At 45.9% G+C, this 24,024-nt stretch carries 22 protein-coding genes; 2 read left to right on the top strand and 20 right to left on the bottom strand.

The features are described from left to right. Positions 1–18 precede the first annotated feature (18 nt). The 5 genes from GKG41_RS17975 to GKG41_RS17995 all read right to left on the bottom strand — a co-directional run bounded on the left by GKG41_RS17975 (position 19) and on the right by GKG41_RS17995 (position 6,415). Positions 19–1,305 (bottom strand): O-acetylhomoserine aminocarboxypropyltransferase/cysteine synthase family protein, encoded by a 1,287-nt coding sequence (locus GKG41_RS17975; RefSeq protein WP_154261182.1) that lies wholly within the window; start codon positions 1,303–1,305, stop codon positions 19–21. A 142-nt stretch (positions 1,306–1,447) separates the two neighbouring features. Continuing rightward, positions 1,448–1,810, bottom strand: coding sequence for a fluoride efflux transporter CrcB (gene crcB / locus GKG41_RS17980; protein ID WP_154261184.1), 363 nt, complete (start codon positions 1,808–1,810; stop codon positions 1,448–1,450). Positions 1,811–1,925: 115 nt separating this feature from the next. Next, the gene (locus GKG41_RS17985) at positions 1,926–4,349 is read right to left on the bottom strand and encodes a transglutaminase domain-containing protein (RefSeq protein ID WP_154261186.1); all 2,424 of its coding nucleotides are present in this window, start codon (positions 4,347–4,349) and stop codon (positions 1,926–1,928) included. A 21-nt stretch (positions 4,350–4,370) separates the two neighbouring features. Continuing rightward, positions 4,371–5,462: a DUF58 domain-containing protein gene (locus tag GKG41_RS17990; RefSeq protein ID WP_154261188.1), complete on the bottom strand. Its 1,092-nt coding sequence runs from the start codon at positions 5,460–5,462 to the stop codon at positions 4,371–4,373. Positions 5,463–5,464: 2 nt separating this feature from the next. Further along, positions 5,465–6,415, bottom strand: a complete 951-nt coding sequence (locus GKG41_RS17995; protein WP_154261190.1) for a MoxR family ATPase — start codon at positions 6,413–6,415, stop codon at positions 5,465–5,467. A 214-nt stretch (positions 6,416–6,629) separates the two neighbouring features. Between GKG41_RS17995 and GKG41_RS18000 the strand changes: the two genes are divergently transcribed. Further along, positions 6,630–7,211 (top strand): adaptor protein MecA, encoded by a 582-nt coding sequence (locus GKG41_RS18000; protein ID WP_154261192.1) that lies wholly within the window; start codon positions 6,630–6,632, stop codon positions 7,209–7,211. Positions 7,212–7,289: 78 nt separating this feature from the next. Here GKG41_RS18000 and GKG41_RS18005 read toward each other — a convergent pair whose 3' ends face one another. From GKG41_RS18005 to GKG41_RS18050, 10 genes are all read right to left on the bottom strand, one after another. Then, positions 7,290–8,510 carry an MFS transporter gene (locus GKG41_RS18005; protein WP_347563360.1) on the bottom strand — a complete coding sequence of 407 codons (1,221 nt, stop codon included), beginning with the start codon at positions 8,508–8,510 and terminating at the stop codon, positions 7,290–7,292. Positions 8,511–8,528: 18 nt separating this feature from the next. After that, complete coding sequence (locus tag GKG41_RS18010; protein ID WP_154261196.1) at positions 8,529–9,200, bottom strand: hypothetical protein; 672 nt, start codon at positions 9,198–9,200, stop codon at positions 8,529–8,531. Between the two features lie 169 nt (positions 9,201–9,369). Further along, entirely contained in the window at positions 9,370–10,356 is a 987-nt protein-coding gene (locus GKG41_RS18015; RefSeq protein ID WP_154261198.1) for a C-terminal binding protein, read from the bottom strand. Between the two features lie 25 nt (positions 10,357–10,381). Further along, on the bottom strand, positions 10,382–11,809 hold the full coding sequence (locus GKG41_RS18020; RefSeq protein WP_154261200.1) for a sodium:solute symporter family protein: 1,428 nt from the start codon (positions 11,807–11,809) through the stop codon (positions 10,382–10,384). A gap of 28 nt (positions 11,810–11,837) precedes the next feature. Next, a complete protein-coding gene (locus GKG41_RS18025) occupies positions 11,838–13,934 on the bottom strand; it encodes an acetate--CoA ligase family protein (protein WP_154261202.1) in 2,097 nt (698 codons plus the stop codon). A gap of 15 nt (positions 13,935–13,949) precedes the next feature. Beyond that, positions 13,950–14,483: a 2-oxoacid:acceptor oxidoreductase family protein gene (locus GKG41_RS18030; RefSeq protein ID WP_072853186.1), complete on the bottom strand. Its 534-nt coding sequence runs from the start codon at positions 14,481–14,483 to the stop codon at positions 13,950–13,952. Next, entirely contained in the window at positions 14,480–15,220 is a 741-nt protein-coding gene (locus tag GKG41_RS18035; protein WP_347563359.1) for a thiamine pyrophosphate-dependent enzyme, read from the bottom strand. The genes GKG41_RS18030 and GKG41_RS18035 overlap by 4 nt, the downstream gene beginning before the upstream one ends. Positions 15,221–15,232: 12 nt before the next feature. After that, positions 15,233–16,288: a 3-methyl-2-oxobutanoate dehydrogenase subunit VorB gene (vorB, locus tag GKG41_RS18040; RefSeq protein ID WP_154261206.1), complete on the bottom strand. Its 1,056-nt coding sequence runs from the start codon at positions 16,286–16,288 to the stop codon at positions 15,233–15,235. A gap of 12 nt (positions 16,289–16,300) precedes the next feature. Continuing rightward, the gene (locus GKG41_RS18045) at positions 16,301–16,501 is read right to left on the bottom strand and encodes a 4Fe-4S binding protein (protein WP_072853180.1); all 201 of its coding nucleotides are present in this window, start codon (positions 16,499–16,501) and stop codon (positions 16,301–16,303) included. Positions 16,502–16,532: 31 nt separating this feature from the next. Next, positions 16,533–17,795, bottom strand: a complete 1,263-nt coding sequence (locus tag GKG41_RS18050) for an MFS transporter (protein WP_154261208.1) — start codon at positions 17,793–17,795, stop codon at positions 16,533–16,535. 347 nt (positions 17,796–18,142) lie between these two features. On the opposite strand from GKG41_RS18050, the gene GKG41_RS18055 reads away from it, so the two are divergent. Continuing rightward, positions 18,143–18,868, top strand: a complete 726-nt coding sequence (locus GKG41_RS18055) for a FadR/GntR family transcriptional regulator (protein ID WP_173015641.1) — start codon at positions 18,143–18,145, stop codon at positions 18,866–18,868. Positions 18,869–18,919: 51 nt separating this feature from the next. Here the strand turns inward: GKG41_RS18055 and GKG41_RS18060 are convergent, their stop codons facing one another. The 5 genes from GKG41_RS18060 to GKG41_RS18080 all read right to left on the bottom strand — a co-directional run bounded on the left by GKG41_RS18060 (position 18,920) and on the right by GKG41_RS18080 (position 24,014). Beyond that, positions 18,920–19,759, bottom strand: coding sequence for a sugar phosphate isomerase/epimerase family protein (locus GKG41_RS18060; protein ID WP_154261212.1), 840 nt, complete (start codon positions 19,757–19,759; stop codon positions 18,920–18,922). Between the two features lie 10 nt (positions 19,760–19,769). After that, entirely contained in the window at positions 19,770–20,759 is a 990-nt protein-coding gene (locus tag GKG41_RS18065; RefSeq protein WP_154261214.1) for a sugar phosphate isomerase/epimerase family protein, read from the bottom strand. 12 nt (positions 20,760–20,771) lie between these two features. Then, positions 20,772–21,803, bottom strand: coding sequence for a Gfo/Idh/MocA family oxidoreductase (locus GKG41_RS18070; protein WP_154261216.1), 1,032 nt, complete (start codon positions 21,801–21,803; stop codon positions 20,772–20,774). Positions 21,804–21,872: 69 nt separating this feature from the next. Next, positions 21,873–22,952 carry a Gfo/Idh/MocA family oxidoreductase gene (locus tag GKG41_RS18075; protein WP_154261218.1) on the bottom strand — a complete coding sequence of 360 codons (1,080 nt, stop codon included), beginning with the start codon at positions 22,950–22,952 and terminating at the stop codon, positions 21,873–21,875. A gap of 30 nt (positions 22,953–22,982) precedes the next feature. Further along, a complete protein-coding gene (locus GKG41_RS18080) occupies positions 22,983–24,014 on the bottom strand; it encodes a sugar ABC transporter substrate-binding protein (protein WP_154261220.1) in 1,032 nt (343 codons plus the stop codon). Between the last annotated feature and the right edge of the window lie 10 nt (positions 24,015–24,024).

Below are 24,024 nucleotides of genomic sequence, written 5' to 3' on the forward strand. Positions count from 1 at the left end.
CTTTTTTGTCTGTTCTATTTATTCTGCCTGTTCCAAAGCCTGCTTTAAATCTTCGATAATATCATTTACGTTCTCAATTCCAACGGATAAGCGAATCATTCCCGGGGAAACTCCGGCTTCCTTCAGCTGCTGGTCGTTCATCTGCCGGTGGGTGTGGCTTGCAGGGTGAAGAACGCTGGTTCTGGCATCTGCAACATGAGTAACAATAGCTGCCAGCTTCAGGCCGTCCATAAACTTCACAGCTTCTTCTCTTCCTCCCTTTAATTCAAAAGATATGACACCGCAGGTACCCTTGGGCATGTATTTCTTCGCCACTTCATAATACTTATCTCCCGGCAGTCCTGCATAGTTTACATGGGCTACCTTGTCATGGGCATTTAAGAATTCAGCCACCTTCTGTGCATTGTAGCAGTGCCTTTCCACACGGAGGAACAGCGTCTCCAGTCCCACATTCAGCAGAAAACAATTCTGAGGGGACGGAATAGAGCCCAGATCTCTCATAAGCTGTGCCGTAGCCTTAGTAATATAGGCAGCCTTTCCAAACCTCTCTGTGTAGACTACCCCATGATAGGATTCATCGGGTTTTGTCAGACCGTGATACTTATCTCCATAGGCCGCCCAGTCAAAGTTCCCGCTGTCTACAATTGCTCCCCCTACCTGCATGGCATGTCCATCCATATATTTCGTGGTTGAATGGGTTACAATGTCTGCTCCCCACTCAAAAGGACGGCAGTTTACAGGGGTAGCAAAGGTGTTGTCCACAATCAGAGGCACCTCGTGCTCATGGGCCAGCTTCGCAAACTTCTCTATATCCAGTACAACCAGCGCCGGATTGGCAATGGTCTCGGCAAATACTGCTTTTGTGTTTGGCCGGAAGGCCTTGCAGAGCTCTTCGTAGCTGTCATCGGGATTCACAAAAGTACACGCAATGCCAAGCTTTTTCATCGTCACGCCAAACAGGTTAAAGGTACCTCCATAGACTGCATTGGCACACACGATGTGGTCTCCTGCCTCACAGATATTAAATATCGCATAGAAGTTGGCCGCCTGTCCGGACGAGGTCAGCATAGCGGCTACTCCGCCCTCCAGATCTGCTATCTTGGCAGCCACTGCATCATTGGTTGGATTCTGCAGCCTGGTATAAAAATATCCGTCCTCCTCAAGATCAAATAATTTACCCATCTCATCTGTGGTATCATATTTAAAAGTAGTACTCTGATAGATAGGAAGAACCCTGGGCTCCCCTTTCTTGGGTTTCCAGCCCGATTGTATACATTTCGTTTCAATTTCATATCCCTTGCTCATATGTATTGTCCCTCATTTCCTGATAATTTTATTCTTGCGTACCGCCCCGCAAGGGTCAGATACCTTGCCTGCCCGGAAAGGATATTTGACTGATTGTACAAATTATACCATAATTCCTGTAAAATACAAATATAACCGGGAGCTACTTTACCAGCATGCCCCCTGCCATTACAGCTCCCATGCACAGACACACGCTTAGGATAATATAAAGCATACCTGCAAGCATTTTGCCCTCCCCCAGCAGATTTGTTGTCTCCAGAGCAAAGGTAGAAAAGGTAGTAAACCCGCCGCATACCCCCACTTTCAGAAACAGGATCAAAGGGGTGCTTCCCGCCCCGTGTCTGACTGCGGCTGCGCTGATTATTCCAATCAGAAATGCACCCAGAAAATTAATGACAAGGGTCATTACCGGAAATGACATCCTGGGCAGAGGGATTTGTCCCATAAGATATCTTCCCACTGCCCCAAGAGCCCCTCCCAGTCCTACATACAGACAATTTAACATCTCTTTCGTCCTCCTCCGGCCTAGTGTGCTGTTAGACTAAATGTCAACGTGTCAGCATACTAGTATATTCCACTGAATAGTATGAAGCCTTTTATGCTTATATGCAATACTTAATTTATCTGCACTTTATATATTTCCACTGAAGCTTTTTCCATCCGCCCAAGCTTTTATAGAGATACCTGCTAATTCTCCTGTAAAGCTTTCTTCCATCAATTACATCCTGTCTGGAGCACCTTTCCTTTCCGAATGCCGCCCGCTGCGCAGCCGTCATAAATTCCAGAAACTCTTCCTTTCTCAGGCAGGGAAGGTTCTCCTGCACATAGGATGCCCACTGTATATCCCACATTTTGTCTCCCTGATCATATCCCGCTTCTGTCAGGATCTGGTATATGCTGTGAGATATTTTTACAATTGCCAGATTCGGATTACGGTTTCCAAAAAGCCTGAGGCGCCTGGACACTAAGAACCACCTTCTAAACATCACCAAGAACAATAACAAAATCACAGCTGCGGCTGCAGTACCCCCATAGCGCACCGCTCTTCCTGCACTGCTGCTCATATTCCCAGTGATCCTATTCCAGAACCTGTCCCCAATTCCCGCCTTCTTATCTGAATTGCTGCCACTTTCTTTTTCCTTATCTTCTGTTTCCCCAGACAGGCTTTCCTTCTCCCCCTGGATATCCTCTGTTTCCTCCTCAGGAGGATCCGTGGCATCATCCTGCCCCTCCTGTGAGATATTCTCCTGTAATTCCGGGATTTCCTGTCCGTCCTCTCCGGGCAGGTATCCTGGAGTCACCTCCACAGGCATCCATCCCCTGCCGTCCAGGTAAATCTCCACCCAGGCATGGGATTTTTCATCTTTTACTACTGCCCTATACGTCCCTTCCTGTTCCTGAAATTCATTCTGCGGGACAATAAAACCAGTAGCATAGCGGGCGGGAATACCGAACATCCGGTACATTAGAACAGCTGTAGTTGCATAGTGAATGCAGTATCCCCTTTTCTGCTGGTATAGAAAGTATTCCGCAAAATCCTCCCCTCTGGGAAGCTTGTCTATCTTTAAGCTGTAGGAAGTATTCTGGTGCAGGGTATTCTGTATATATTGTGTAATATCACTGATTCCTGCCAGATTCTGTTCCAGACATTGGCTGCGCAGACGGTCCAGACCTTCCCGGGGCAACAGTGTATACTGTTCATAAACAAATGCCCGGTACTCCGGCTCCACGGTCCCGTTATCCGTCACAGAAGGCCACTCCAGACACTCAAAATTGCTGAAATACCCCTCGTATTCCTGCATATTTCCTGAGCTGATCCTGACGGCACCGTCTCCCTCTGTCACCGCACTTTCGGGGATATAAGAATAGTAAGGAATATATCCCACAGAGGAATCTGCATTCACAATCTGTATCCCCATAGTTTGTCTGGACAGCCTCCGGTCTGTTGGGGCATTAAATAACAAAAAATCATAGGATATATTCTGTATCTCATGGGAACGGAGATTGCTGTTGCCTGAAACAGGATTCCATCGGTTTCCCATATATTCATCTCCCACAAACCCTCTGAGATAAATATCACGCTCCGGTCTTTCCTCTAACGTGACATACAGCTCTTCCTCCCCTTTGTACTTAATCTCTCTGTTGTCCAGCATACCGCTGGATGTATAAAAGGGAAGGGAAACATTGGAAAAAATATTCCAATCTTCAAATTGTCCGGACATAATCCGCTGCTCGATTCGATTTACTGTCTGGTACACCTTCTTCTGATTTTTTAAAATTCCCGGGGATGCCGCTGGTGTCAGTACAACACCGGCAATCAATAGCAGAATCCCGGCAAGAATCCCCATAAAAAGCCCCGGGCTGCCAACTCCCACAGACTTTTTGTCCCCTTCCAGAGGCATATTTCTTGCAGAGATAACTGCTGACATCCCGCAGTAAGATATCACCAGCATACCCAGGGACACCGCCGAGGGAACCCTGCCCATTAACAGGCCCGCCCACAGGATATACACGATCAGAACACCCAATATCCATTTCCTGGCCCAATAACCCAGAACTGCGGAGATTCCCCACATAAGCACAAACATTCCAAAACAGAAACTTAAGGTACAGGCTCCGGTGTCATTGTCATTTACAGGAAACATTCCCATATTGCCGCTGTAGTACCGGTTAATCTCAGCAATAACCCTGTTGGCAATCACGCAAAACCCATAGGCGAGGGTATCCCGGCCTATAAATCCTATGCCTCCTGTCACCAAAAAAACAAGACCATAGAATATACCTTTGGGATAAGTTCCAAAGGCGGCTATGCCGAACACCAACGAAGAGGCCAGGCAGAACGGCAGGATCCCCGCCCTGGAGACCGGCAGTTCTGCCAAGCTGATACAAGCATAAGCCACACCAGTAAAAAACAGAAAAAGATACGCCGTTAACAAGAATGTCCCTGTACCGCCGCCCCTTTTTTTATTTCCGTCAATAATCTCAATACTGGTATACGGGGAAACGGTAATCCCCTCCGTCTTCCCTTTTTTTCTTCTAAACATAAATTCTGTCTCCTATACCCCCTATACTGTCAGCTCCATTCCCTGAAGTTCATCCTCCAGCCCTTCGCCTCGAAACCTTACCCATAAGCTTTCCTTAAGATACAGCTCCAGCAATAGGTTCAGACGAATCCCCGTACTGTAATTCTCCCCGGGATATTGATCCCTATACAGGTGTTCCAGTTCTACCTCCTCTTGATAGAGCTGAATCTGAATGAGAGGCTCCAGCATCTCATAGATATCGTCAGTATTCTCTATCCTGGCCCGAATGAGTTTCTGTGCTTCCCTGTCAAACCAGCATAGAAAATGCATACAATGTCCGGCCAAAAGAGCCAGTGAGACAGAAAGTGCAATTTCAAGCAGTCCATTCACATCTCCTCCATTCCGGTACCGCCGGAAATCCAGAAACAGCACTACTGCGCAGCCTAAAGGCCTGCTGTACTCCTTTACCAAAAGTTCCTCTGAACGCGCACTCAGTTTCCAATGGATCCTCTGAGGCCTGTCCCCTGCTCTGTATTCTCTTATCTGAAAGATCTCGGAAGGATCGTCCCCTTTTCTTTCCTTATCATATTCCTCCCCTTCCACCGGAAATTCCCTGGTGGCTCTGCTGACATTTACAAAGGTTTCATATCCTTTTGGAAGTACGGCAAGCTCCTCTGACCCGGTTTTTCGTTTCCTGACAGAAAAAAAGTGCATATAATCGTATACCCGGATTCCGTCCAAAGTCAAAAGGATTTTTCCGCAGAAATCGCTTTTGACGGGGCAGGTCAGCCTTACCCGGCTCTTCCCTCCTACAAGCCCTTCCATTACAAATACTCCCTCTGTACCCAAAAGCATATTTTTATAACGTATCCGTGCAGCTACTTTTGGGAGTATCCAGCTAGTAGGATTGTCCAGCTCCAATGCCACCTTTGTGCCTTCCCCTCTTGTAATTACGGAATCCAGCACCGTCATCTTCACCTTCATTCTGCCTGCTGGATAGCTGATAAATATCAGCATAAAAAAAGGGATTAGAATCTCTGCCAAAAACAGCATAATCAGTTCCCTGCTGTTATACATTAAAGAGAAGAACAGTGTCAGCAGAACCCCTATCAGATAACTAATAATCTTCCCCATCCTTAGTAACCTCTCCGCACAGATGGACGTCTCACCCGTTCCAGAATCTGTCCAATAATCTTCTCCTCTGTCACATGGTTGATTCTGGCCTTGGAATTCATGCAGATCCGGTGTACGGCTATATCAGGGAATACATATGATACATCCTCCGGTATCACATACTCTCTCTTATGGAGAAATGCATACGCTTTAGCCATTTTGGTAAGTGCAATCGTTCCCCGGGGGCTAATTCCCAGCGCAATAAGAGGCTCCTCTCTGGTTGCCTGTATCAGCTTTCCGATATATTCGTAAACCTCATCGTGAATGAAAATCTTTCCCGCCTCCTTCTGAAGATGAAGCAGATCTTCTCTTGAAATTACAGTTTTTACATCCTCAATAGGCGTACCGGAAGTATTACCCTTTGCGATCTCTATTTCATCCTTCATGCTGGGATATCCCATACTGATGCAGATCATAAACCTGTCGATCTGTGACTCCGGAAGCATCTGTGTTCCGGCACTCCCCACCGGATTCTGAGTGGCTATCACGATAAACGGACGGGGGATCTCCTGCTGCACACCGTCCACAGTTACCTTCCCCTCCTCCATAACCTCCAGAAGGGCAGATTGTGTCTTAGGTGAAGTACGGTTAATCTCGTCCGCCAGAAAGAGATTGCACATTACCGCTCCCGGCTGATAAACAAAAGAATTTGTCTCTTTTTTGTAAATGGAAAATCCGGTGATATCCGCCGGAAGCACATCCGGGGTAAACTGCATTCTGTTTTGTTCCAGGCCCATAGCTTTGGAGAACGCAAGGGCAAGGGTTGTCTTTCCAACTCCCGGAATGTCTTCTATCAACACATGACCTCCCGCCAAAATAGCCGTCATTGTTTTTATAATACAGGCATCTTTACCCATAACTGCCTTTTTTACCTGGGCAATTACACTCAATGCTCTTTTTACATCCTCTGTCATCTTATACTCCTCTCCGTTAAGGTGATATACTCATATTATACATTATCTCAAGATATTTAACAGAAATTAGAAGAAAAATTAATTTTCTATGAAATATTAAAATAGTACTTGACCTTTCATGTTCTATTTATTATATTATATATATAACAATAGATTAATTATTATACTGCGGTAACTATCACTTAGTTTTCATAGATTAGAGAGGAGGATAACCATGAAAGTTGAAAAAATTAATGATTCCCAGTTCCTGTGGTCTTTAGACAAGAACGATTTTGTTGAGAATCAGCTGAAGCTCCAGGATTTCCTGTTGGGAACAACAAAAGTTCAGACACTTTTTCAAAGAGCTCTGGAGATGGCAGAAGAGGATTTTCAGTTTCAGGTTGAAGGTTATCTCCTGTATTGTCAGCTGACTGAGATGTCAGAAGAAAAGGTTTCCTTTGCGATAACAAAGAAGAAACAGCTTGCCGAGAATCAGCAGCTTCCGGAAAATATAATTGAACCCGGGCAGGATCTCTTCCTGCTGTACCGATTTGAGAGCTTAGACGACGTCATTCATGCTTCCAGGATACTCAATGGAAGGGTTCAGGTAGTCAATTCCCTTTATCAGGTAGATAACCAATACTATATTTTGGCGGATCCTGACACAGACAATGAACAGCAGATGAATACCTGCGGCATTGTGTGGACAGAATTCGCCCCCCTGAAAGCAATCTCCCGGGCACAGAAGGCTTACATGGAAGAGCATCACGACTGCATCATTGCGGAGCATGCCATGGAGACACTTGCAAAACTGTAACCTTATTTTTCACATAATCGGATCCCTCAGTTAACGAAAGGATGCCCCCATTTTCATATGGTGCGGCATCCTTTCACTTTACCTTCCGGGAAAAGCCTTTTTATATGCTTCCCTAAAAAACGGATAGCTAATCAAACCAAACAGAATACAGAAAATCCCTCCGGCTTTTATAGCCGCCGAGGGCAGATCTGACCCAAAGAGAAGTTTACCCGTCCACGGCGCCACATAGGCGCACAACGCCTCCCCGCAGTAAGTAGCGCCGATAAACATTCCCGAGGCAATGCCCACGTACTTACCTTTAGGTGTCATAGCCACTACAGTTCCCTGGGCTGCATGGTACGCATTTACCCCCAAATTTAACAAACTATAACCTGCTACAAATCCAACGGTACCGGGAACCAGAGCAACGGTAAGTGTACAGACTCCCATCACTATGCCTGCTGCCGCTGTACTTGCACCTTTAAAAGCTTTCAGCCACAAAAACAAAAACATAGTGACAAGGAGTCCTACCACTTTATTCACGGTAGTTACATTGCCCACAAGAGCAGAGGTTCCTGTACCCAGTTCATTGATAATGTAGCTTGATGCATTCAGTCCCAGTGACATGTAAAACATAGCAGACAGAAACTTAACAACAATCAGGCCGATAATACATTTTGGCATCCTCTCCCCATTTTGGATGACAGTACGTTTCCTGGCGTCTCTGTCCGCCTCTGCTTTGGGGATACTCCTTTTTCCTGAGGGATACCAGATAATAGCGGCAAACAATACAGGAAGAAGCACAAAAGTAGCATTGAATGCCCTCGCCCAGTTCCCACCTGCTGCACTGTAACCGGCTATGGTATTGCACACAATAAATCCCAGATTACTGCATACGCAGGTCCAGCCGCACACCTTATCTCTCAGATTCCCGGGGGCAATCTCCGCCAGAGCTGCTAAATTTGCGGAAGGGATTACCCCTGACGCAAAGCCTGTCAGAGCAGAGCCTGCAATACAGACAGGCAAACTGCGGATCCCGGTAAATCGTATGAGGAATCCTCCCACAATTGTCATAATAATAGAACCCACAACTAAAGATTTGCTGCTCATTCTCTGTATAAGGCCGGCAGAAGCAAATCCCCCAATCATAGCTGCAATCCCGGGGAGAGTAACCATTAAATATACCGTTTTTTCCTGTCCCGGAAAATCCTTCAGAATATACCCCAGAGGGGTAAATACGATACAGTAAAAGATAGATGCAAATTCTGAGATAAAGATAGGTGTAAGTTTCTTCCATATACGTAAATCACCGGTTCTAATAGGAGCGCCTCCTTTTCATCAGCATACAGGCAGAAGCTTTTTCGTTCTGGGCAGCCAGAACTGCACAAGGGGTCCTGTCAGGAAAACTGCCGCTATGGTTCCGACTCCCACGGTTCCCCCCAGAATATACCCCAATGTTACAAAAAACAAGTCACATCCAACCCGAACCCAACGGAACTGTACGGACGCAATCTTATCCGATAAAATGATAGCCACCAGATCATTTGGTCCCGTACCCGCATTGCTGTTGATGACAATGGACATTCCCGCGGATAGAATAATACATCCTGCAACCATACTGACCACACGGATTCCCATAGATGCATTCCCATTAATAAAATCCTGAAATACCCACATGAACAAATCAATAATAGGCCCCCCGCAGAAGGCACACAGAATTGTGCCGGGCTTTATGTACCCTTTGGTTGTCACCGCCATGAAGATCATTAAAATGCACAGAACAATTACATGTACCGTTCCCACCGTCAGATGGACATTCCTGGCAAGCCCCTGGATAAATACAGTGAATGTGTCCGTTCCCAGCTCCGACAGAAGAAAGAGTGTCACCCCCAGATGGGCCACTGTAAGGCCAATGAGGAGAATCAGCAATGCCTTGGCCCAATCCTTTGCCGTCCTTGCTGAAGTGTCTGAGGCAAACTGTTCCTTTTTCCCTTTTTGTACTGCTTCCATAACAGAATATTCCCTTCATCATATTAAATTATTTGCTAGAATTATTATATCCTTCCGTCAGATATTATTCAACTGGGCATTTACTGTAAACCTCATTTTGGGGCAATAAAAAGGATACCCGCTCACATCGGAGATCTCTCCGGAAAACAGGCATCCCTTCCAACGTTCCTTACTCTAATCCAACCCCATTTACTACTCTGTTCGCCTCTTTATATTTTCCCTCCAGACAACGAAGTACATTTTCCGCAGGAATCTTATACAACAGATATTCTGTGGTAGTAGAATAAAACGCACTGTGGGGGGTGATAATGACATTTTCCCTTCCCGCCAGGGGACACGTATTCATATCCGGAGTCTCAGAAGAGAGTACATCCAGCCCCGCACCGCTCACCAGTCCGTGATCCAGCGCATACACCAGATCCTCTTCTTTTACCGCACCTCCTCTGGCCACATTCAGGAGGATTGGGCTGCGCTTCATCTTCTTGAACTTTTCCAGGTCAAACATTCCCTGATTTTCTCCGGTCAGATTCATATGAATAGTGATTACATCACTTTGTTCCAGCAGCTCATCCATTGTCACAGGCTCTGCTCCCATCTCCCGGATGGCCTCATCAGGTATATAGGGATCGTAAGCCAGTATCTCCATTCCAAAACTTTGTGCCCTTTTTGCAACAGCCCTTCCAATCTTCCCGTATCCTGCAATTCCCAGCTTAAGCCCTTCGATGCGTTTTACTCCGGGCTTCGCGTTATAAATCCATTGTCTGTCTGTCTGAACACTTCTCTCATACGTTTTCAGGCCTTTCAGCAGTGCCAGCATAAGCATAATGGCGTGATCCGCAACTTCCTGTGTACAGTACTCCCCTATAGCGCAGACTGCAATTCCCTTCTCCCTGGCGTATTCCCAGTCCACATAGTTCCATCCGGTCGCCTGAACAGAGATAACCTTACATTTTTCCAGTCCGTCAATAATTCTCCTGTTAATTCCTACATATCCAACCAGGATGGCATCCGCATCCCTGCACTGTTCAATAAAGGCGTCCTCTGTCTCCGGAGTATACACAGCCAGCTCCAGCACTGCATCCTCAGGAAATACCTCTTTCTCTATACTGAGATCCCGGTCCGCGGATTCCGGATATTCTGCAATTATGATTTTCATAGACTTCCTTCCTTTCCGTCATTTATTAAGATAAAAAATGTTGAATCTTTTCCCTTTCCTCTGCTTTCTGGCCTCTCAGCACAGATATGGCAAAAAACAAAACGGCTGATACTCCCAGGCCCGGCCATAAAGCATCTATATTAAAAATAGAACCCCATCCCATTGACCGTCCCATATACCATACGATTACGGTTAACAGAGAGAAGGTCATGCTGTAAAAGGCTGCACTGATACTTCCGCGCTTCCAGAAAAACCCAAAGAATGTAGGAATAAAGAGTCCCGCCGATAAAAAAGTAAACGTAATCAGCAGTATATCCATAATATCAGGATTCAGCCATGCAAATAACAGACTGATGCATCCTATAATGAGAGAACTAATGGTTCCGAGACGTACAATTCTTTTATCGGAAGCCTTTGGGTTGATGTATCTTTGGTAGATATCCCTGGTCACATTTGCCGACGCTGTTAAGATTGCAATATCCGCAGAGGACATAATAGCAGCAAATATTCCCGTAATCACCAGCCCCTTGATTCCGCTGGGAAATGTCATCAATATTAATTGAATCAGAGAGTTACTTCCTGCGGGAAGATCCGGAATTAAAACTTTAGCTGCCAGACCTTCATACGTAGCACAGAGTGCAATAGGGAGGATACACAAGGCAGCGATAAAGCCGCCTTTTCTTGCTGTATTAGCATCCTTGGCAGCCATACATCTGGTATAGCTGTCCATAGTGGTAAAAAAGGAAAGCAGGGTGGAGAGGGCAAAGGCTATAATAGTAGGCCATCCCCAGGCCCCAACATCAAAATAGCTTTCCGGCAGGGTCCGGATCTCACCTGCTCCGCCAATTGCGTTTGCAGCAAAGGGGACTGCTAAGATAACTCCCAGCATTAAGAGCCCTACCTGAACCCAGTCCGTATAGGTTACCGCAAGATATCCACCCAATGCAGTGTATAAGATCAGAACTATAGCTGCCACTGTAAAAGAAATCCCATTTCCCCACCCTGTAATTGTGTTCAGGATCACTCCGCTGGCCACAAGCTGTGATGCTGTTACTCCAATCATCCCAATCAGGGTACAGATGGTAGATACGAATCTGCACCTGTGATCATACCTGCTCTCAATAAAGTCCGGATAGGTCAGATTTTCAAGATGATCCCCTATTTGCTTTACTTTTTTTGAAAATACCAGAGAAAACAAGCCGCAGCCCACAGCCAGTATTCCCACATACCATATGGCAGTAATCCCCATATCATAAGCCTTTGTAGAGGTTCCTATTACCGAGGCGCCCCCTATCCAGCAGGAGATCCAGAGACAGGCGATGGAAAACGTGCCCAGCTTCCTGCCTGCCACATAATATGTCTCCATGCTGCTTTGCTTCCGTGACGTATAAATCCCAATACCCAGCATCATTGCCATATAAATTACTACAAAACAGATATCAATCCCCTTCAAAGGCCAGCACCTCCATCCGCAGGAAGCTTTACTCTTCCAGCACTACTAATGCATCTGCCACACCAACTCCGGCACCTTCCCCGTACACGAACAGAGGATTTATATCCAGCTCGCAGAGTCTGTCTTTGTTCTTCCGGGCAAATTCTGATATGGCAACCATCATTTCCACTACGGCATCTATATCTCTGGGCGGTGTGCCTCTGTATCCGGTGAGCATTTTATACGATTTCAGGGACTTCAGCATCTCATATGCTTCGTTTTTATTCAGAGGTATGGGGTACAGAGAGCTGTCACCGAACACTTCCACGAATACGCCTCCCAGGCCGGCCAGCAGCATAGGTCCGAATTGTGCATCTCTTTTTACCCCAAGAATCAGCTCAGTCCCCTGAGGCATCATGTTCTGCATCAGAATTCCGTTAATCTTAGCTTCCGGCATCCTGCTCTTTACATTTTCCAAAATCGTATCATATGCCTTCCCTATCTCGTCTTCACTTTTAATATTCAGGATCACGCCTCCAACATCAGATTTGTGGAGAATATCGTCAGATTCTATCTTCATGACCACCGGATAGGTGAAGTGCTTTGCCTTTTCCAGGGCATCCTCTCTGCTTGTAACGATTACTCCGAGATCCAGAGATATCCCATTTTCTTTAAGCATCTGTTTACTTTTTACCTCACTTAATGCCCGTTTCTTCCCTGCAGTTGCTTTTTTGGGCACAGCCAGAGAAAGCTCCCGTTTGCTGCTGTCATACCCTATATAGTTAGAAAGATGACTCAGAGCCGAAAAAGCATACTTTGGGCTGGGAAGAATGGGGACTCCAATCTCTCTGAATTTCTCCGCAACATCCCGGTTTCGCGTTCCCTCAATAAAGGGCAGTATAGCAATGGGTTTTTTATACCCCTGATCCACAACCTTCTTTACCCCGTGATAAATATTGTATATGGTTGGATCTGCCACTACTAACTGTATGGTAATTCCTATGAGGACCATCTCAATATTGGGATCGTCCATGACCACCTTCAGCCCCTCTGCATATAAGTCACTGTCATAACAGAGGGCTGCCGTCATATCCAGAGGATTTCCCGGTGTACAGAAGGAGGGAAGCATGGATTTTAACTTTGTAAGGGTACTTTCCTCAAAATCCGGATAGTTGATTCCAAAAGTACTGCCCATGTCCGCACAGATGGCGGTCTCCCCCCCGGATATATTCATGGATGCAAATGCAGCCTTTTCCGGAAGATTTTTTAAGGTGGATAACAGCAGGGCCGTTGACATCATCTCCTGCATATCATCTGCCCTGATTACGCCAAACTTGTCAAATACCGCATCATAGGCCCTGTCGGATCCTGCAAGAGCTCCTGTATGAGATGCCGCAATCTTGCCGCCCTTTTCGCTTTTTCCGCCTTTTTGAATAATGACGGGCTTTTTCTTTTGGGCCGCCTTACGCAGACAGGAAGCGAAACGTTCCGCATCCTGGACGCCTTCCATATAGACTGCGATGACCTTAGTATGTTCATCCTCAACCAAAAAGTCCAGATAGTCTTCCAAGGTTACAATCTTTCCATTTCCTATAGAAATTGCATAAGAAAATCTCATCTCACTGCTGTCCATAAGGTTAATGCAAAACTGTCCGCTCTGGGATATGAACCCGATGCTTCCTTTTCTGTCTCTCTTTTCCACAGGAAATGCAAAAGAAATTACGTCATCCACATAATTGTTAAATCCTCCACAATTTGGACCCAAAACAGCAATGTCCAGCTCCTTTGCCAGAGACTTCAGCTCTTCTTCCGCAGCCTTTCCTTTTTCATCTCCGGTTTCACTGTAGCCGCTGGCAAAGACGACCGCTCCCCCGCAGCCTTTGGTTTTCGCCTCCCTCAGCAGGCCGCATACTGTGGCCTGTGAGGTGCAGATAATTACCAGTTCTACCTCATCGTCAATCTCCGAAAGACTTTTGTAGCATTTTCTTCCCAGCACCATTTCTCTGCCAGGGTTTACAAAATACACTCTGCTCAAATCCTTCCTGTACTCCAGGATATTCCTGCAGGTATCTCCCCCGAACCCCGGCTTTTCACTGGCGCCTACCACCGCAAGTGATTTGGCTTTCAGCAGCTTATTCAAATCCATCTCAGCACCTACTTTCTATGAAACTGCCTTGAATCCTTCATCAAAGCACAGAGCATTCTTAGGATTAACTTTGCCTTTTTTAGCAAAATATTCATCTATTGAACGTTTCATAAATTCTTCCTCAAACAGCCCCGTAGCCTTGCAAAGTGCACCAAGCATTACAATATTGGTTCCCTTTGGATTATCCAGCCTGGCAGCGATCTCCGTAGCCGGGACTTTTACAACCCTGATATCATCTCTGAACACTCTGTCCTCTGCCAGAAGAGAACTATTGGCCATCAAAACCGCCCCCGGCTTCATAGTAGGTTCAAACTTATTAATCGCCACATCATTCATAGATACAAGAATATCCAAATGTTTTGCATATGGGCTGGCAATCTCTTCCTCACTTATCTTCACATTGCAGTTGGCTGTTCCTCCCCGCATCTCCGAGCCATAAGAAGGATACCAGGTAAAATATTTTCCCTCCTGCATACCGCAGTAGGCCAGAATCATCCCGGTGATCAGCACACCCTGACCGCCGAATCCCGCACAAATAATTTCTGTCATTTTTCTTCTCCTTTCTTATCTACGAATTCTCCCAGCTTATAGTAGGAAAGCGTCTTTTCACGGATATGCTTCAGGCTGTCTACCGGTGACAGCCCCCAGTTTGTGGGGCATGGGGCAAGAATTTCAACCAGACAGAATCCCTCGTTATTCATCTGTTTTTCAAATGCCTTCTTTATGTATTTTTTGGCCTTATTGACCGATGCCGGACAGTCCAGGGACGCCCTCGCCAAATATGCAATATCAAACTCTCCCAGGGCTTTTACGACATCAAAAGGTTCCCCCTGCTTTTTGGGATCTCTTCCCTTCGGGGAAGATGTTGTCTTCTGTCCAATCAAGGTAGTAGGCGCCATCTGACCGCCTGTCATTCCAAATACTCCGTTATTCATAACAATTACAACGACATTGTCATTTCTCAATGCGGCGTGCATCGTCTCAGCCATACCTATGGCATAGGCTGCCCCATCCCCGATATAAGCCACTGAAAGTTTATCCTTGCGGACTTTTTTCACTCCGATCGCCACCACAACGGGTCTGCCGTGTGCAGCCATAACGGTATCAAAACGCCAGGTATCCATATTCAGCGCTCCGCACGCCACATCCACGGTGGGAATAAAATCCTGCTGCAGTCCCATCTCATCTATAATATCCCCTATCAGCCTGGCTGCGATCCCATGACCGCATCCGGGACAGAATGAGGTTGGTCTAAAAGTAACTGTTTCCGGTGCTTTTAATTTCACTGACATAACCCCCTATCTTTCTGCCATTGTCTTTGCGATTTCAATGATTCGTTCACTCTCAGGTACATCAAAGAAAGTACCATAGAATTCAATTGGATATTTTGCGTCTGTGGCCAGCTTAATGTCATCCACCATCTGGCCCAGAATATTCATCTCCACACTGATAAATCCTTTAAAGTGATCCGATAAATTCTGGAATGCCTGAACCGGATAGGGCCATAAAGTAATGGGACGGATAAGACCCAGCTTTAACCCCTGTTTTCTTCCGTTGCGGACTGCTTCCTTGGCAACTCTGGAGGAGATGCCGTAGGCTACCAGGATAATCTCCGCGTCTTCCGTCTGCATGCTCTCCCAGCGCTGTTCATTCTCCTCAATTTTCCTGTATTTTTCTCTCAGATATTCCTCATAGTCCGGATGTCCATAGAAGCAGACATTAGATATAATTCTCTGGGTATCCCCGGGTTTGCACCCTTTCACAGTCCAGTCAAACTTATCAATGTTGTGTTCCTTCATCTCCGGAAAGGTCACTGCCTCCATCATCTGGCCAATGGCCGCATCGGATCCAATAATAACCGGATGCAGATATTTTTCCGCCAGATCAAAGGCTTCATAAATCAGGTCCGCACTCTCCTGCACGCTGTTGGGCGCAAGGACTATGGTTCTGTAGTCTCCGTTTCCTCCGCCCCTGGTAAGCTGCCAGTAATCTCCCTGCCCCTGTGCAATATCACCCAGCCCGTTTCCTATTCTCATAACATCGATCAGGACAGCGGGCAAATCCGCAGCGCACAGATAGGAGATCCCCTCCTGCTTCAGCGCAAATCCCGGACCAGCTGAGCTGGTAAGTACTCTGGCCCCGGCTGCCGTTGCCCCGTAGAGCATATTAATTCCTGCCAGTTCTGATTCTGTCTGCACAAATTCACCGCCGACCTCTTCCATTCTCCAGGACAGATATTCCAGGATCTCTGTCTGGGGAGTTATGGGATATCCGCTGTAAAATCTGCAGCCCGCCCTAAGCGCGGCTTCTGCCAATGCTTCGTTTCCTTTCATCATGACTTTTTCTGCTGCCATTTTTTCCCCTCCTTATTCCAAAATCTCAAACACACAGTCCGGACACATACGGTAGCACATTCCGCATTGAATACATTTCTCCTCGTCTGCCACTACAATACTGTAGCCCTTTTTGTTCAGCTGTCCCGGCTGTGACAAGGCTTTTTGTTTGCAGGCATCTACGCAGTACCCGCATCCTTTGCAGCGTTCAATGTTCAGTTTCAGTTTTTGCATAATATCCTCCCTTTCCGGTAAACTCTATAGATTAATTTGCTGAAATTCTTTTTGCAGCTGTCCTTTTATTGGCAAATATCAGTGACAATGCGGCAATGACCCCAATTACACACAATCCAATCAAAAAGTAAAAGATGTACTGATATCCCGTGTTCCCGTATTTGTCCAGCCAGCTGCCCAGCAGCGGAGGCAGGAAAGTATCGGGTATATTAAATCCGATGATAGAGGCAACGGAAATGGCCGTCCCTGATATCTCCGGAGGAATCTCTGCCTCTGCAATGGTTGCCCACATAGTCCCCCTTGCCATAAAACATACAGTTGCAAGTATGAGGGATAATACGGTAAGTATAGTGATGAGTTCACTTCCCCCCGACGCGTTCGCTATGTAGATTACCACTGCTGCCATAATAATGTAGCAGCCGATTGCCAGCTTCGACGGAGAGTGCAGCTTATCCGCTATCACACCTCCTACAGGACCTCCCAGTATCTTCAGCCCGTAGCTTCTGAAGATTGCAAGTACGCCGCTGAAGGTCACTGCGGCACCTAAAACATTGGTGAAGTAAGGAGTTAAAAAGGACTGGCTGCTGAAGAATCCGTAACTGCAGAAGACAATGATACAGCTCAGATAAAGCTTCGGCAGTTTAAAGACAGCAAATGTTTCTTTAATACTTACTGTCTTTCTCTCCTCTCCTCTTTCATCTGTAGATGTCATATTCTCATCGTAGAGCCACCATACCAGAAGTCCCCCTATGATGCACATCACACCCATACTTGCCACTGCCCCTTTCAGGGCTGCTGTAGAATTGTCAAATCTGGAAAATACATACAAGGCTACAAAATTGCCGATTGTTGCCGACAGGCCGCAGACCCCTTCCCAGAAACCGTAGGCTCTTCCCTGTTCATCCTCTGGTGATATCAGGCGTACCGCCTTTAATATAGCCGCCCAGAAAGCAGTAACCCCTGCTATGGCAGATACGATCCAAGTAATCATGGCACATGCATAGTTTTTCATGGTAAACATAAAGAAAATACAGATAATTCCGTTTAAAAATGCGCTTCCTACAATAATCCCTTTTGTCTTAAACCGATCGGCAATCCACCCTCCCGGAAGCAGTCCTGCCGTGCTGACTATGGTGTAAACAGTTAAAAGAAGTCCTAGCTTTGTATTGCTTACCCCCATTCCATCAATCATGGCATCATAGAATACATACTTGATATAAGGCAGGTTAAACATAGTGCCATATACCAACCCCAACGCAGTAATTGCAATGTAACGTTTTGCTCTGCTATTCATCCCATAACTCCTTTCTTTTTACCGCCTGGTTCCACCGTTTATTTGCATGCCAAATTACAATTGATGCTTTTGTATATATTTATTACTTTCTCCCTTTCTTTATTGTTAATATTATGTTATTGTAATATTGTCATACAAATTTATTATGGTTATAAACTACCACAGAAACTTTTGCATGTCAATATTTATTGTGCATTTTTCATCGTTAACTTTTTAACTCCTTTAGCACTAATGCTTTATTAATTCTGTATAATATGGTAAAATTATAACAATTATACAAAATACGACACACTATCTTTTACTTTTTACCCGGTATCATGTAAGAGATGCACAAATTGGAGGATGTCATGTTTAATCACATTGGAAATAAAAAGAATTATGAATACATTGTAGAACAGATTAAGGATATGATTATAAACGGTGAGCTTACCGTGGGAGAACGGCTGCCCACAGAAAAAGAACTCTCTGAAAAATTTGGTGTAAGCCGCACCTCTGTGCGGGAGGCGCTAAAAGCCCTGGAGGTGATCGGCATCTGTGAAAGCCGGCAGGGGGGAGGCAATTTTATTGTAAATAAGGTACAGGAACGGACGACCAATAACCTTTCACTCCTGTACACACTTAATAATGGAAAAATCGAAGATTTGATTCAGTTAAGAAGGTGCATAGAGTCTGAATCCATCAGAAATATTATTGAACAGGGCAATGACGATATTATCCATGAGCTTGGAGAAATTATTGAGCATTACAATTCCAGTGCCACATCAAAGGAACGGACTGGCTGGGATCGGCAGTTTCATTCCAAAATTATAGAGGCTTCCGGAAACAGCATGTTTGTATTTCTTTTAAACGCTCTGTCTAAACTCTACTACCAGAATATATCTCTTGTATCTAAGATAATAGAAGATGCCTATCCTAAGGATCTGCTGCAGCAGGAACACAACGAATTGTATGAGGCAATAAAAACCAGGGATCTGGAACTGGCCCAAAAAGCAATTAATGAACATTTTGCATTCACAGACGATGATCGGGCGGCTCTGAAAGTACTGCAGTCCATTGCTAAGGATCCCCTGTAGATTAAGAAAAAACCGGGAGAACTGCAAACACTCTGCAGACTCCCGATTTTTTTATCTTATGCTTGTTTCCAATGTTTTCATATAGCAGATTGCCTGCTTTGCATACTGATCCATTAATTTCGACTGCGTTTCCATATCACCGGAGGCATAAGGGTTCGCCAGCCTGGGCATAAACTCCATAGTTATAGGCCCCTCGTAACCGATATCCTTCAGAACATAAAACATCTCCTTAAAGTCCGTGCTCCCCAGACCTGCCGCCTCCCGGGTATTATCCGCAATATGCACATGCATAAGATACGGAGCTATCATCCGAAGGCTGGCTCCTATATTATTTTCTTCCAGACTCATATGAAACATGTCGGCCATAATCCCCACTGCGGGATGATTCACCTCACGGACAAATGCCAACGCCTTGGAAAGTGTATTTACCAGATACGTTTCATATCTGTTAATGGCCTCGACAGCCAGGCGTATTCCCTGGGTCTGTGCATAATCTGCCGCTTTTCGTACATTAGACACAGCATTGGCCCAGGCCGTCTCATAGGAGCGTCCGGGGAGTGGTTCCGTTCTTCCCACCGGAGAGGGCACCACAATCATATACGGGGCTCCCACCTTTTTTGCAAAATCCACATTATCTTTTATATACTGGACCGCCTTTTCTGCCTCCCCGGGTTCCCCTGAGGTTAAATCCCTGTCTTCCGGAAAGATTCCGCACAGGGAGGTACAAATTAAACCATACTCTTCCAGTAAATCAACCATCTTATCCTGATCCGTGGTATATGGCTCTGCGGCAAATTCTATGCCGTCATAACCGTATTTTTTCAGTCTCTCAAAACTATATTCTATCTTTTCGTTTCCCACAATCCACTGGGTCATACTATACCGGTACATAGCATCCTCCTTATTCTGTTTTCAGCGCCGCGTCAAAGGCAATGCCGGAGGGTGAAAAATTCATCTTCCGGATATATGCATAGGATTCCCTGGCTCCTGTTTCCCGTTCCATTCCGGAGTCCTCCCATTCCACAGACAGCGGTCCCTCATACCCCATTTGATTCAGTTCCCTGATAATTCCGTCAAAGTCCACATCCCCGTGTCCTACGGATACAAAGTTCCACTTTCTTCTGGTATCTCCAAACTCCAGATGAGATCCCAGGATTCCGGCCCTCTCGTTCTGGTTCAGCTTTACATCTTTGATGTGCACATGATAGATTCTGTCGGAAAAATCCCGCAGATAAGTCAGCTCGTTCACTCCCTGCCACACCAGATGGCTGGGATCATAGTTAATCCCCAGGGTCGGTCTGCGTCTGAATGTATCAAGGAGTGCTTCTGTTGTATAATAATCAAAGGCAATTTCTGTGGGGTGTACCTCAAGTGCAAACTTAATTCCGTATTCATCAAAGACGTCAAATATAGGAGACCAGAGATCATAAATCCTCTGATACCCCTGCTCTATCATTTCTTTTGTTGTCTGAGGATATGAATACCACCAGGCCCACAAAGGGGATCCTGTAAAGCAGGTAATTACCTGAACCCCCATAAGATGGGCAGCTTTTACCGTGCGTTTCATTTCCTCTACTGCCCATTCCCTGATCTTATCCGGCTGTCCTGAGATACTGGAGGGCGCAAAATTATCCAGCCGCGGATCCCACACATCTCCCACACACTGCCCTGTCAGATGAGCAGAGATTGCATAACAAGAAAGATGATGCTCTTTTAGGGTTGCCTGTACATACTCTACATAACCCTTTTCTTCCAGGGCTCTCTGTACATTAAAATGCGCATGAGTGGCTAATTCTAACCCTTCATAGCCAATAGATTCTGCCAAACTGCATAAGGCTTCTAATGACATATCTCCAAACTGCCCGGAAGCCAGCGTAATTGGACGACTCATACTATTTACCTCCTATTCTACGGTAACCTTTTTTCCTGTCCGGGCTGACTCCATTGCCGCAAAAACTGCTTTCATAGCAGAAAGTGCCTCCTCCCCGGATATGGCAGGTTCCTGATTGTTAACTAGACAATCTACCCAGAGATCTATAATTCCTGATTTGGTCTGATGATCATTGGTCTGAATTTCATCTGCCTCGTACAGGGTACGAGTCCCGTCCTTATATTCTATGACTATGGAATACCGGGGATCCTCGTAAATATGCATCACTCCCTCAGTCCCGTACAGCACGGTGTGATTATCCTCCTGTCCGTAACAGGTCCAGCTGGCCTTCATAATCCCCACACAGCCTCCATCCATCTGATAGATACAAACGGCATTGTCATCCACACCGATGAAATTGCCCTCCTTGTCCCGTTTGTCTAGAGTTCCCACATAAGCCATCACCTCATGTACCCTCTGTCCCGTAAGAAACTGGATCAGATCCGTCTTATGAATCCCCAAATCTGCCATTGCACCGAAAGCCGCTTTCTTTTTATCAAAAAACCAAATCTGGCTGCTGTCAATGGTCCAGGTCTCCGGACCGCTGTGCTGAAAATTTGTCTGGAACGTAATAATGCTTCCAATCTCCCCTGCCTGTACCAGTTCCCTGGCTTTTGCATGAGCCCTGGCCAGTCTCTGATTATGGCCAATCATGAGAAATTTGCCGGTCTCCCTGGCCGTCTGTACCATTTTTTCACATTGCTCCAGGGTAATTGCCATAGGCTTCTCACAAAGCACATGCTTTCCCGCCCTGAGTGCCTCCACCGTCATATCGCAGTGAAATGCATTTGCCACGCAGATACTTACTGCATCAATAGACGGATCCCTCAGCAAGTCCTGAAAATCTTTGTACGCTGTGGCTTCATACCGGGATGCCACTTCACAGGCCCTTTCATAGTTCAGGTCATAAACCCCTGCGATCACTACCTCTTTCCGGTCTGCATATTCCGGAAGATGACGCACCTGAGCGATCTTCCCGCATCCGGCTACACCAATTTTTATCATATCCTTTACCTCCCGGGACTGCCCCTGCCCTCCGAAAACAGCGGGGAGGCGCAGGAGACATCCGTCAAACTAATCGTCTATATGAGAATATTTACTAAAATGCCGGGGATCTAATAAATCCGCAACCTCCACACTCTCTCCGGTCTTTGCCGCATATTTTGCGCCCAGAACCATGGCAAGGCTATAAAGATTATCCCTTCCATTTGTCTCAGGTTCTCTGTTCTCTGCAATGGCCGCTGCAAATTCTGCAATAGAGGCCATTCTTTCCTCTTCCTCCATAGCAGCCAGATCAAACACAAGATCCCCGTTTTTCTCCACAGCTCCGTCCTGGAATACAGAGACAAAAAGATCGGAAGGATGCAGTATTACCTGATTATTATGCCAGTGAATCTCCCCTTCGCTGCCCTGAATCCTCCAGTCACCGTCCCATGTAGTCTCCCATCCCTGGGAAACCCAGTTGCCGTTATAGGAGACAACAGCGCCGTTTTCCATTTCAAAAATAACACTGGCTGCAGGATTTCCCTTAAACCAGCTCCAGCTGGTATTCCAGGAGTGTGCTTTGATTCTTACAGGGTTCAATCCCAGAATCCCACGAATCTGATCAAAATGATGAATACTCATATCTTGAATCAGAGGTTCAAACATTTCTGTGCGAAATCCTGTAAAATGAGGCGCTTTTTGAAAGTTTATAAATACACTTCCAATTTCCCCCACAAATCCTTTTTCCACTATTTGCTTTACTGTCTGGGGAGCCCTTTTAAACCTGTAATTCTGGCTGATCATTAATTTTTTTCCTGCTTTTTCGGCCGCCAGCACCATCTTAAGCGCATCCTCCATCTCTTCAGCCAGAGGTTTCTCTACCAGACAGTGCAGTCCGCACTCCAAAGCCTCAACAGCAACCTCCTTATGAAAAGCCGGAGGAACTACTACAAAGGCAGCGTCTGCCTCAACATGCTTGACAGCTTCCTTTAATGTCAGAAAGCAAATAGAGGGATCCAGATGATAGGTATTCACTGCGTAATCCAGCATTTCCTGTTTCATATCTACCAGCCCCGCCAATTCCACCCAGGGAGACTGAAGTGCCTTTTCTACCCAGCTGAATCCCCAGCTTCCGGTTCCTATCTGTATTACCTTAAGTTTTCTCTTCATGATCTTCGACCCTTCTTTATGTATATAAAACTACTTGATCTGATTTGCCCAGTTTTCCGGATCTTCTACATTATCGCTGGTAATGAGTCTGGGATATACATACTGTTCCTTTTCAGGATTCTCATCCTCTCCATTCAGATACTTATAAGCCACATCAACTGCCAAAGCACCCATATCAAAAGGATTCTGTTCCACAGTGGCGTCCAGATATCCATCCCGGATATAATCCAGCTCTGCCGGTGTTCCGTCAATACAAACAACGGGAACATGTCCTTCTTCCCCTACTTTCTTTAATTGGTTTATCTGCTTTAATCCCGCAATGACACCTCTGACCATCTCTCCGTTATGGGTAAACACCGCGTTAACTTCGCTGTTAGAGGATAAAATATCAACAGTAGCATTCTGGGCTGTCTCCGCATCCCAGTTACAGTCATTGGCAATTACTTTGTAGCTGCTGTTAGTGGCCATCTCATCCTCAAAGCCTCCGCCCCGCCGCACTGCATGGTAAGCGCCTGTTGCACCGGTACATTCCAGCACACTGCATGGCTCTGCAATTTCCATAAGATGTTCGGCAGCCATTTTTCCGCCGGCTTTATTGTCAAAGGTACAGGACGCCAACACCTCACATCCCTCTGCCACATTCCCATCCAGAACTACAACAGGAACCCCTGCATCGTTAGCTTTTTTTACGCCTGCTACCAGTTCCTCCGAATTATTTGGAGCCAGCAAAATAGCATCAACACCTTTTGTGATACTGTCTTCAATCTGTGTAATCTGTGTCGAACTGTCAGAGTTTCCATCCAACACTTCTACCTCAATCCCATACTCTTTGCATTTATCCTGGATCCCCTGATCCAACGCCACCATAAATTCAAATCCGCGGCTGTACAGCAGTGCAGATATCTTATATGTATCTTTCTTTTCCGGTTCCTGTTCTGCTGCTGTATCTGTTGCCTCCTTATTTTCTGTCTCCTCTGCACTGTCATTCTTTCCGCATCCAGCGGCAAGCACTGCAACAAGTAAAACTGCCATCATAACGCTGAGTATTCTTTTCTTTACCATAAAAATCCTC

This window comes from Lactonifactor sp. BIOML-A5, from assembly GCF_009677585.1.
Taxonomy (GTDB): Bacteria; Bacillota; Clostridia; order Lachnospirales; family Lachnospiraceae; genus Lactonifactor.